Source organism: Zobellia uliginosa (assembly GCF_018860745.1).
GTDB lineage: Bacteria > Bacteroidota > Bacteroidia > Flavobacteriales > Flavobacteriaceae > Zobellia > Zobellia uliginosa_B.
Window position 1 is genome coordinate 173,686 of record NZ_JAHKPY010000006.1, and the last position, 9,997, is coordinate 183,682.

Consider the following 9,997-nt stretch of genomic DNA (forward strand, 5'->3'; position numbering starts at 1 on the left):
GGACATATAGAACGTAAAGTGCCATATTATGTATATCTTTGCAGTTCGTTTTACTTAGTAAGAAGTGTAATGTATGTAAACTTTTTAAGACGAATTAGGCATTAAAAATGTCAATAGATATAAGCAGATGAAAATTGATAGTACTTTGGAAAAGCAGTTTGAAGATTTAGGAGACGACCATGTTTCTGCATCGGAAGATACACCCTTACGTGAAGACGCATTCGTGTTAAGTGATGATGATAAGATTGAAAGAATTAAAGATAACGTAAGAGAGATACTCCTTACTTTAGGATTGGACCTAGATGACGATAGTCTTAAAGGCACTCCAAACAGAGTAGCAAAAATGTTTGTGAAAGAGATTTTTGGCGGACTTCATCCTGATCTAAAACCTAAATCCTCTACCTTCAGCAACAAATATAAGTATGGAGAAATGCTTGTAGAAAAGAACATTACGCTCTACTCCACTTGCGAGCATCATCTTTTACCAATAGTTGGCCGCGCGCACATTGCGTATATTTCTAATGGAACGGTTGTTGGTCTTTCTAAAATGAACCGTGTAGTAGATTATTACGCAAAAAGACCACAAGTTCAGGAACGTTTAAATATTCAGATTGTTCGCGAACTCCAAAAAGTCTTAGGCACTGATGATGTTGCCTGTGTAATTGATGCTAAGCACCTTTGTGTAAATTCTAGAGGTATAAGGGATATCGAAAGCAGCACGGTAACAGCTGAATATGGCGGTAAGTTCAAAGAAGAATCCGTACGCCGCGAATTTTTAGATTATATAAAATTAGAGACCACCTTCCAATAGCCCTAGCCTAACATGCAATTGTATCAAAACCAGCAATTAAGGATTTACAATTCCCTTTCCGGTAAAAAAGAAATATTTGAACCTTTAAGTGAAGGTCACATAGGTATGTATGTCTGCGGCCCCACAGTTTACAGTAATGTACACTTGGGCAACTGTCGTACTTTTATGTCGTTTGATATGATTTTTAGATACCTTAAACATTTAGGGTACAAAGTAAGGTATGTCCGTAATATTACAGATGCCGGACATTTGGTAGATGATGCGGAAGACGGTGAAGACAAGATTGCAAAAAAAGCTAGACTTGAACAATTGGAACCTATGGAAGTGGTGCAGCGCTACACCATAGATTTTCATAATATTCTAGAACAGTTCAATTTTTTACCACCAAGTATAGAGCCTACGGCTACTGGTCATATAATTGAGCAAATTGAAATTATAAAAGACATTCTTGAGAAAGGTTTTGCCTATGAGGTAAACGGGTCTGTATATTTTGATGTTTCCAAGTTCAATGATAGCTATGAATACGGCAAATTGAGTGGAAGAAAGCTGGAAGATATGATAGCAAACACCCGTGAACTTGCCGCACAAGACGACAAAAAAAGTCCACAAGATTTTGCTCTATGGAAAAAAGCCGAGCCACAGCATATTATGCGCTGGCCTTCGCCTTGGGGAGATGGTTTCCCAGGTTGGCATCTAGAGTGTACCGCAATGAGCACAAAATATTTGGGTGAAACTTTTGATATTCACGGTGGCGGCATGGACCTAAAATTCCCTCATCATGAATGCGAGATAGCACAAGCCGAAGCTTGTTATGGGCATTCTCCCGTTAGGTACTGGATGCATGCCAATATGCTTACCATGAATGGTAAAAAAATGGCAAAGTCTACAGGAAACAACATTTTACCCGGTGAGATATTTACGGGTGACAATGATATCCTTAGCAAGGCCTTTTCTCCTTCTGTAGTTCGCTTTTTTATGATGCAGGCCCATTACACTAGTATCTTAGACCTAAGCAACGATGCGTTATTAGCTTCCGAAAAGGGATTTAGCAGGTTAATGGACTCACTTTCTGTATTGCAAAGCTTAGGCACAGGAAACAATAGTGATTTTGATGTTCAAGCGTGGAAACAGCAGTGCTATGATGCCATGAATGACGACTTTAATACGCCAATTCTAATAGCACATCTTTTTGAAGCCGTAAAGCATATTAACCTTATTAAAGAAGGAAAAGAAAGTATTACTGCTGCTGATAAAGAAACACTTGCTCAAACCTTAAATGCATTTATATTTGATATTTTAGGCTTGGAGGAAAAAGGAGGTAGTACTGAGGATGCCGGGAAACTTTCGGGTGTAATAGAGTTATTGATAAAGATGCGAAAAGAGGCTCGTGAGAACAAAGATTTTGCCACCTCTGATAAAATACGAGATCAATTGGCAGAGCTTGGCATTCAGTTAAAAGACGGCAAAGAAGGTACAACCTTCAGTATTTAAATTTACATCTGATCGTGAATGTGGGCAGTTTTAGCTTGGTACTCACTAGGTGATAAATGCTGATGCGATTTAAACACTCTATTAAAGTAAGAGCGACTTTCAAAACCACATTGCAAGTAAACATTCTTAATACTGCGCTTTGAATCTTGCAATAAGCCTACCGCTAATTTTATTCTTTCGTTATTAATAAACTCAATGGGAGAAATACCCAATTCCGTCTTAAACACCCTATGAAAGTGAGAAGGACTCAAACAAGCCTTGTTACTTAAATCCTCTATACTCAAAGGCTCATGTAAATGTTCCCTTATATATCGTATTACAGTCGCCAATCTACTATTTGCATTTAGTTGTAACGTAGAGTTCGAATAAATCTTACGTTCATTGGTCTGTAAGATTCTAATAATCAATTCCCGCAACATATTATCTACGAAGAAATCTTTGGAAGGATGATTTTCAGAGAACAAAAATAATAAACGCTGTAAAATCTGAAAGATACCCGCATCGTTCACAAAATGGAAATTGTAATCCATCAATCCCCACTCTTTATTATCGTGCTTGGGCATATTCTCGTTCATGAGTTGCATTACCTTATCTATTTTATCCTCAGAAATAGCCAATGCCAAGCAACGTGTTGGATTTTTTCTCATTGCTTCCGGAAAATCTATACACATAGTTTCGTTTGCAGGAAGCACTAAAGACTCGCCAGGCAAAAAATCGAAAGATTCATAATCCCTTAGATGCATTATTTTCTTTCCTTCTATCATACTGGCCAATACCGGCTGGTCAAAATTTAAAAGTACGCGTTCCGCCTTTTGATGGGTTTCGAACACATGCAACGCAGCATTATTCAGAGTATAGGAAGTTTGATTCTCTACTAAAGTCTCCAGTTTTCTATTCGACAAAAATTTATTCGATAAGTCCAGCATATCCAATTAAGCATCAATTTTATATGTAAAATATTAAGAAATATACAAAATAACTGTTATTAAAATATTAATTCAATAGATAATGATAGAATTGTTCACACTAATGGCAGAATCGTTCAGATAATTTCCAATCAACTCCATTACATTTAGAAATCCTTTTTAAGCACCTAGATAACAGTGGCTTAAAAAATTATCTCATCTATTAATTTAAAAAACTTAACTATGAGCACACAGACAGTTGAAAACAATCTTCTACAAAAGCCTAAGTTTAAAGACCAATATGAAAATTTTATTGGTGGAAAATGGGTTGCACCCGTTAAAGGTGAGTATTTTGACAATCTCTCACCCGTGGACGGTAAGGTATATACAAAGGTAGCACGTTCCACATCGGAAGACGTAGAATTGGCTATTGATGCAGCTTGGGAAGCAGCGCCAGAATGGAATGCTTCATCAGCAACTACAAGAAGTAATATACTATTAAAGATAGCTGATGTAATGGAACGTAATCTTGAAACCTTAGCGAGAGCTGAAACTTGGGATAACGGAAAAGCTATTCGTGAAACTACTGCTGCAGATATACCACTGGCAATAGACCATTTTAGATATTTTGCCGGCGTTATTAGAGCGGAAGAAGGTTCTGTGAGTGAATTGGATTCCAATACGGTTGCCTTAAATGTTACCGAACCACTTGGGGTAGTAGCACAAATCATTCCATGGAATTTTCCGCTATTAATGGCTACTTGGAAATTAGCACCGGCATTGGCGGCAGGTAATTGTGTTGTACTCAAACCTGCGGAACAAACACCAGCCGGAATTATGATTCTAATGGAGCTCATTAGCGATATTTTACCTGCAGGCGTTCTGAACGTTGTGAACGGTTTTGGAGCAGAAGCAGGAAAACCTTTGGCATCAAGCCCAAGAATAGATAAAGTAGCTTTTACCGGAGAAACCACCACCGGACAACTTATCATGCAATATGCTTCTAAGAACATTACTCCCGTAACCCTTGAACTTGGCGGAAAATCTCCGAATATTTTCTTTGAAAGTGTTATTGATGCAGATGACGACTTTTTTGACAAATGTCTGGAAGGTGCTGTAATGTTCGCACTTAACCAAGGTGAGGTCTGTACCTGTCCGTCTAGAATGTTAGTTCAGGAAAGTATTTACGATCGCTTTATTGAAAGGGTCATTGAACGTACAAAAGCTATTAAACTGGGACATCCGTTAGACCCAACTACAATGATGGGCGCTCAAGCATCAAACGACCAATTCGAAAAAGTAATAAACTATATTAACATAGGTAAAGACGAAGGTTGCGAAGTTCTAACAGGTGGAGAAGTTGCTTACAATGAAGGTCTTGAAGGTGGTTTTTACATTCAACCTACCATTCTTAAAGGAAATAATAAAATGAGAGTGTTCCAAGAAGAGATTTTCGGACCTGTGGTTTGTGTAACAACCTTTAAAGATGAAGCTGAAGCTATTGAAATTGCCAATGACACTCCTTATGGACTTGGAGCTGGTGTTTGGACTAGAGACACTCACCAAGCTTACCAAATTTCCAGAGCTGTACAAGCAGGTAGAGTTTGGGTGAACTGCTATCACCTATATCCCGCACACGCACCTTTTGGAGGATATAAAAAATCAGGTATTGGCAGAGAAAACCACAAAATGATGTTAGCACATTATAGACAGACCAAAAACATGTTGATTTCGTACGACAAAAAAGCAATGGGCTTCTTTTAATATGATGACCAAAAGAGTTTTAGTAACAGATGAAGCGAAGACGGTTATTGAGCAGCTAAAACAAACGCACGGGGAACTTATGTTCCACCAAAGCGGTGGATGTTGCGATGGGTCTGCTCCTATGTGTTTTAGCAAAGGTGAACTCATGTTAAATGAAACCGATGTCTGGTTAGGCAACATAGCCGATTGTGATTTTTACATGGCAAAAGACCAGTTTGAGTATTGGAAACATACACAGTTAACTATTGATATTACCAAAGGAAGAGGCGCTAGTTTCTCTTTGGAAATTCCATTAGGAATTCGGTTTATTGTAAGATCAAGGTTATTTTCCGAAGAAGAAGCTATTGATTTAGAGCCTATTCATCAAGCTTAATTTAAAGGGCTTACATTTTTCAACAAACCCGTATTTCAACATACGGGTTTTTAAATGTCTAGGTTTTCCTGCTTTAAAGAATTCAACCAAAAAAATCGTACTTTTACAATTCTAAACTGCTGATTTTGGGATTATCCTTAAAAAAAATTCTGATAGCTCCTTTCGTATTCTTAGTCAGATTTTATCAACTTGCCATTTCTCCTTATACGCCTGCAACCTGCCGCTACTCACCTACTTGTTCTCAATACACTTTAGAAGCCCTGAAAAAACACGGACTTTTTAAAGGTGGCTGGTTGGCCATTAAACGAATATTCAGTTGCAACCCTTGGGGAGGAAAAGGTTATGACCCAGTACCTTAATCCATTTTATTAATATTGACTGGGCTAATTCCTACTAATCCTTCAAATTTATAACGTCGATTTAAGATGTAGTAAAGCTTAACGGTTATCTATTTTATTATCTTAGTGCCCTTAAAACTCCTTTACATGTACTTTTTAGGTATTATCTGGAATCCGAACGAAACACTTTTCACGCTAGGTCCGTTACAGATTAAATATTATAATCTACTTTGGATTACCACTTTTGCTCTTGGCTGGTATATCATGAAGCGTATTTTTACTAACGAGAATAAGTCTGTAGAGCAACTAGATTCACTCTTTATATATACCGTTCTTGCTACAATGCTTGGAGCGCGGTTAGGTCATGTTTTTTTTTATGACTGGCCTTATTATCAAAACCATTTGGCAGAAATATTGCTTCCCATTCGGGAGAGTTCATCAGGTGTACTTTTTGGTTTCATAAAAGGTTATGAATTCACAGGATTTACTGGCCTTGCAAGTCACGGTGCGATTATAGGTATTCTTATTGGAACCTATTTATATCAGAAAAAGTACCCAGATATGAAAACCCTTTGGTTGTTAGATCGCATGGTTATCCCATCTGCTATTGGTGCTTTTTGCGTTCGATTAGGTAACTTCTTCAATTCAGAAATCAACGGAAAGATAACTGATGAATCGTTTATTTTCGCAACGAAATTCATTCGTGATTCGGATGACATGCACCCATCAAAAGCATTGGCAATTACTCAAGAAAATACTGTAAATGCAGCTTATGACGCTATAGAGAACAATCCTCAGTTTGCAGAACAACTAGCTCAGATTCCTTTTCGTCATCCTGCACAATTGTATGAAGGGATTGCCTATATTTTCGTTTTTGTTCTGCTGTACTATCTCTATTGGTATACAGACAAGAAAAATAGAACCGGTTATCTTTTTGGTCTTTTTTTAGTTTTACTTTGGACGATTCGTTTCTTTGTAGAATTCGTAAAGAAAAGTCAAGGTGGTTTTGAAGAGAGCCTTGGGTTATTATCAACTGGGCAATGGTTAAGTATTCCATTCATCTTTATTGGTTTTTACTTTATGTTCCGACCAAAAACCGGCAAATCTTAATTCAATAGAGATTCCAAAAAAAACTAAATCAGTGTTTTACCAAAAGGTGAATCGCTTCATTTATCATCGACTTTAAAACTTAGCGATACTAAAATGAAACATTTTAAAATAAGTCTGTATTTAGTCCTTGTTGCATTTGCGTTTCACTCATGTAAAAAAGAGACCAAAAAAGTAGTAAAAGCAGAGCCGGTAGTTTTCAAAAAAGAAGGTGAACTTTCTGTTTTCAAAAAAGAAACGGACAGTTTAATCGCCTCTTTTGATATTGAAATTGCCGATAGTGAATATGAAACTCAGACTGGCTTAATGTACCGCAAGAGCATGAAAGCTGATAGAGGTATGTTATTCGTATTTCCTGAAGTAGCAGGGCATTCATTTTATATGAAAAATACCGAGTTCCCTTTGGATTTGATATTTGTAAAGGAAGACATGACCATCGCTAATTATCACGAAAACGCACAGCCTATGGATGAATCCAGCCTACCATCCCAAGGTGCAGTTCAATATGTATTGGAATTGAACGCCGGCCTCATTCAAAAGTTAGGTATACAGTCTGGAGATAGCATTGCGTTTAAAAAAATATGATTTCAAATGGATTTGCTTTTGGAAGGAGAACAAACCGAACGAATGCTTTTCCGAAAAGTACACCCCTCAGATTTTGAAGCTTGGTTACCTTTTCATGAAGACAAACGTTCTTCTGAATTTTGGGAAGGATTACCCAGTGACCCAAAAATTGCCTGCCAACAACAATTTGATAGAATTTTTGAACGCTACGAAAATAACCTAGGCGGAATGAACGCTCTTATTTCAAAATCTACCGGGGAGTTCATTGGGTTATGCGGACTTCTCAAACAGACCGTAGATGAAGTAGATGAGCTCGAAATAGGATACTCCATTCTGCCTAAATATTGGAAACAAGGTTACGCAAGTGAAGCTGCCATAAAATGTAAAAACTTTGCAAAAGAACGGACCCTTGCCAAATCGTTAATCTCTATTATTCATATAGAAAATCTACCATCTCAAAAGGTAGCTCTTAAAAATGGTATGTATCTAGACAAGACAACAACATACCAAAATAATCCCGTAAACATTTTTAGAGTCCTATTATAAAACATAATAATTAGGCCATTTCTACCGTTAGCATCTCTCATACTAATGAACTGATGAACAGCCCTAATATGTTGTTTTCTACAGAGTTTTTTTTTAATATGGATTGAGTAAAATTTTCCTTTTAATATGAAATAGCCAAATGTGGTATCTGTTTTATAAAAATGATGATAATTGGTATCATCCTAATTCCTTGGTTTTTTTGTGAATCCACGTTATCCTATACTCCTATTTTTTATCTAAAATTTTGCCTAAAAAAACTTTGCCTTATATGTGACTTAAACGGTTTCCGTATTTCCTAAGAATTTGTTGTTATGAGAAGAGTTTATCCATAACAAGTTTTAAAATAGTTGTTACTCCTTGCATAATGAAAAAGTTTATTAAAATCTTAGCCTCCTGTTGTTCTCTATTTATAATAGTAATGGCCTGTACCAAAGAGGTCTCACTCATTACTGAGGTAGAGTTTCAGCTTTTGGAACAACACTTGGCAGAAGGTTATATAAACCAGGCACTACCTACAACCTTTACAATTGTACCGGAAGATACTCTGAAAAACTACGAATATACTATCACCTACGAAATATTGGACGGCAAAGGCCATTTTGAGGATATGGATGGTAATCTACTGGAATCCGGAAAAGGCCAATCCTTTCCTACTAATCTTATAAGTTCTCTCATGTACAAGGGTTCCAAAATAGGGGCGCACAGGATAAAGATAGTAGGGTCAGACAATTTTGGTCTGTCAGAAGAGATTGAGATTACGTACAACCTGAGCGATATACCCGTGGTCTGGGAGGCATCTAGCGAACTCTCCGAGCTCGAACTTGACAAGCCCGCTAGCCTGTCTCTTTTATTGGGAACTGATAACACGGCAGAAGACATTACCTATGAAGCCATTTATGGTTTCGTGCCAGGACCTGGAATACTTATACCGTCCCAAGAGAACGGCTACGTTCCAACTGGGGAATACAACCCTATTGTCGCCGGCAATTACCCACTAGTATTTACACCCTCCGAAGTAGGACCACAGCAGCTGACTTTTACCCTCCGGGACAGCAACGGTCAGGAAATTGAGACCATACTCGATTTTAACGTAATTGAGTTTATAGATATTTCCTCCATCAATCTTGAACCTGCCAGTGCTAACATAAACGTCGATGAAACCCAAAATTTAGAACTAGTAATTACCCCGGCCAATGCCTCGAATCAAAACGTTAGTTGGTCTTCGTCTGATGAAACAATAGCTACCGTGGATGCAACTGGACTTGTTACCGGTATTTTACAAGGAAGCGTTACAATTACTGCCAGCGCTAATGATAGTAGTGAAGTAGTAGGAACTGCAAGTATAACAGTCGGCTCTGAAGATGTCGCTTTGACCGGTATAACCGTAATGCCTTCTCCAGTTTCGCTAAACACAGGTAGCACACAACAGTTAACTATTGATTTTGAGCCAGCAAATGCCACAAATAAAAACGTTACCTGGTCTACAAGTAACCCAACAAAAGCTACCGTTTCCAACACTGGTTTAGTAACAACATTAGAAGTTGGCTCTGTAACAATTACAGCGACTTCAGATGCTGATACTAGTATATTCGGTAATTCTGCAATTACTATAAATGAAATAAATAATGGCCCTATAGCAAGAACTGGACTTGATCAAACCATCACCTTGCCAACGAATTCGGCTACATTGGACGGTTCAGGAAGTAGCGATACTGCCCCTGGTACGATTATCTCCTATCAATGGAGTCAGACAGATTCCAGTACAGGTGCAATCGCTACTATAAGTAATGCTGATTTAGCCCTTACAACTGTAAGCGATCTGACCGAAGGAAGCTATACTTTTAAGCTTACCGTGACCGATGACCAGAATGCAACCCATACGGACGACATCGTTATTACGGTGGGCGCTTTGCCCAACACAGCCCCCGTAGCTGTTGCTGGTCCCGACCAGAGTATAACCCTGCCTACCAGTACCATTACATTGGACGGCTCCGGAAGTAGCAATACGGCACCGGGAACAGTCACCTCATATGCATGGATGCAGATCGCCGGCCCAGGAACCGCGAACATAGACGCCCCGGGCAATGTAAGTACTTCT

10 protein-coding genes are annotated in these 9,997 nt (G+C 38.2%); 9 read left to right on the plus strand and 1 reads right to left on the minus strand.

The window, feature by feature from the left end:
* The first annotated feature begins 127 nt into the window (after positions 1–127).
* On the plus strand, positions 128–811 hold the full coding sequence (gene folE, locus KO521_RS10710) for a GTP cyclohydrolase I FolE (RefSeq protein WP_215939916.1): 684 nt from the start codon (positions 128–130) through the stop codon (positions 809–811).
* A gap of 12 nt (positions 812–823) precedes the next feature.
* Positions 824–2,302: a cysteine--tRNA ligase gene (cysS, locus tag KO521_RS10715; protein ID WP_215939917.1), complete on the plus strand. Its 1,479-nt coding sequence runs from the start codon at positions 824–826 to the stop codon at positions 2,300–2,302.
* 2 nt (positions 2,303–2,304) lie between these two features.
* Here cysS and KO521_RS10720 read toward each other — a convergent pair whose 3' ends face one another.
* Positions 2,305–3,204 (minus strand): AraC family transcriptional regulator, encoded by a 900-nt coding sequence (locus KO521_RS10720; protein ID WP_252730014.1) that lies wholly within the window; start codon positions 3,202–3,204, stop codon positions 2,305–2,307.
* Positions 3,205–3,450: 246 nt separating this feature from the next.
* Here KO521_RS10720 and KO521_RS10725 point away from each other — a divergent pair, with 246 nt between their 5' ends.
* The 7 genes from KO521_RS10725 to KO521_RS10755 all read left to right on the plus strand — a co-directional run.
* On the plus strand, positions 3,451–4,971 hold the full coding sequence (locus tag KO521_RS10725) for an aldehyde dehydrogenase family protein (protein WP_215939919.1): 1,521 nt from the start codon (positions 3,451–3,453) through the stop codon (positions 4,969–4,971).
* A 4-nt stretch (positions 4,972–4,975) separates the two neighbouring features.
* Positions 4,976–5,344 carry a DUF779 domain-containing protein gene (locus tag KO521_RS10730; protein ID WP_215939931.1) on the plus strand — a complete coding sequence of 123 codons (369 nt, stop codon included), beginning with the start codon at positions 4,976–4,978 and terminating at the stop codon, positions 5,342–5,344.
* A 125-nt stretch (positions 5,345–5,469) separates the two neighbouring features.
* Positions 5,470–5,703, plus strand: coding sequence for a membrane protein insertion efficiency factor YidD (gene yidD, locus KO521_RS10735; protein ID WP_436801487.1), 234 nt, complete (start codon positions 5,470–5,472; stop codon positions 5,701–5,703).
* A 126-nt stretch (positions 5,704–5,829) separates the two neighbouring features.
* Positions 5,830–6,792: a prolipoprotein diacylglyceryl transferase gene (lgt, locus tag KO521_RS10740; protein WP_215939920.1), complete on the plus strand. Its 963-nt coding sequence runs from the start codon at positions 5,830–5,832 to the stop codon at positions 6,790–6,792.
* Between the two features lie 93 nt (positions 6,793–6,885).
* Positions 6,886–7,374, plus strand: coding sequence for a DUF192 domain-containing protein (locus KO521_RS10745; protein WP_215939921.1), 489 nt, complete (start codon positions 6,886–6,888; stop codon positions 7,372–7,374).
* 6 nt (positions 7,375–7,380) lie between these two features.
* The gene (locus tag KO521_RS10750) at positions 7,381–7,899 is read left to right on the plus strand and encodes a GNAT family N-acetyltransferase (protein WP_215939922.1); all 519 of its coding nucleotides are present in this window, start codon (positions 7,381–7,383) and stop codon (positions 7,897–7,899) included.
* Positions 7,900–8,263: 364 nt separating this feature from the next.
* On the plus strand, positions 8,264–9,997 hold a 1,734-nt coding region (locus KO521_RS10755), incomplete at its 3' end, for an Ig-like domain-containing protein (RefSeq protein WP_215939923.1).

What these genes read in the sequence shown, in the direction of transcription:
- folE (WP_215939916.1), top strand. Translation starts at nt 128, where the DNA reads ATGAAAATTGATAGTACTTTGGAAAAGCAGTTTGAAGATTTAGGAGAC.
- cysS (WP_215939917.1), top strand. Translation starts at nt 824, where the DNA reads ATGCAATTGTATCAAAACCAGCAATTAAGGATTTACAATTCCCTTTCC.
- KO521_RS10725 (WP_215939919.1), top strand. Translation starts at nt 3,451, where the DNA reads ATGAGCACACAGACAGTTGAAAACAATCTTCTACAAAAGCCTAAGTTT.
- KO521_RS10730 (WP_215939931.1), top strand. Translation starts at nt 4,976, where the DNA reads ATGACCAAAAGAGTTTTAGTAACAGATGAAGCGAAGACGGTTATTGAG.
- lgt (WP_215939920.1), top strand. Translation starts at nt 5,830, where the DNA reads ATGTACTTTTTAGGTATTATCTGGAATCCGAACGAAACACTTTTCACG.
- KO521_RS10745 (WP_215939921.1), top strand. Translation starts at nt 6,886, where the DNA reads ATGAAACATTTTAAAATAAGTCTGTATTTAGTCCTTGTTGCATTTGCG.
- KO521_RS10750 (WP_215939922.1), top strand. Translation starts at nt 7,381, where the DNA reads ATGGATTTGCTTTTGGAAGGAGAACAAACCGAACGAATGCTTTTCCGA.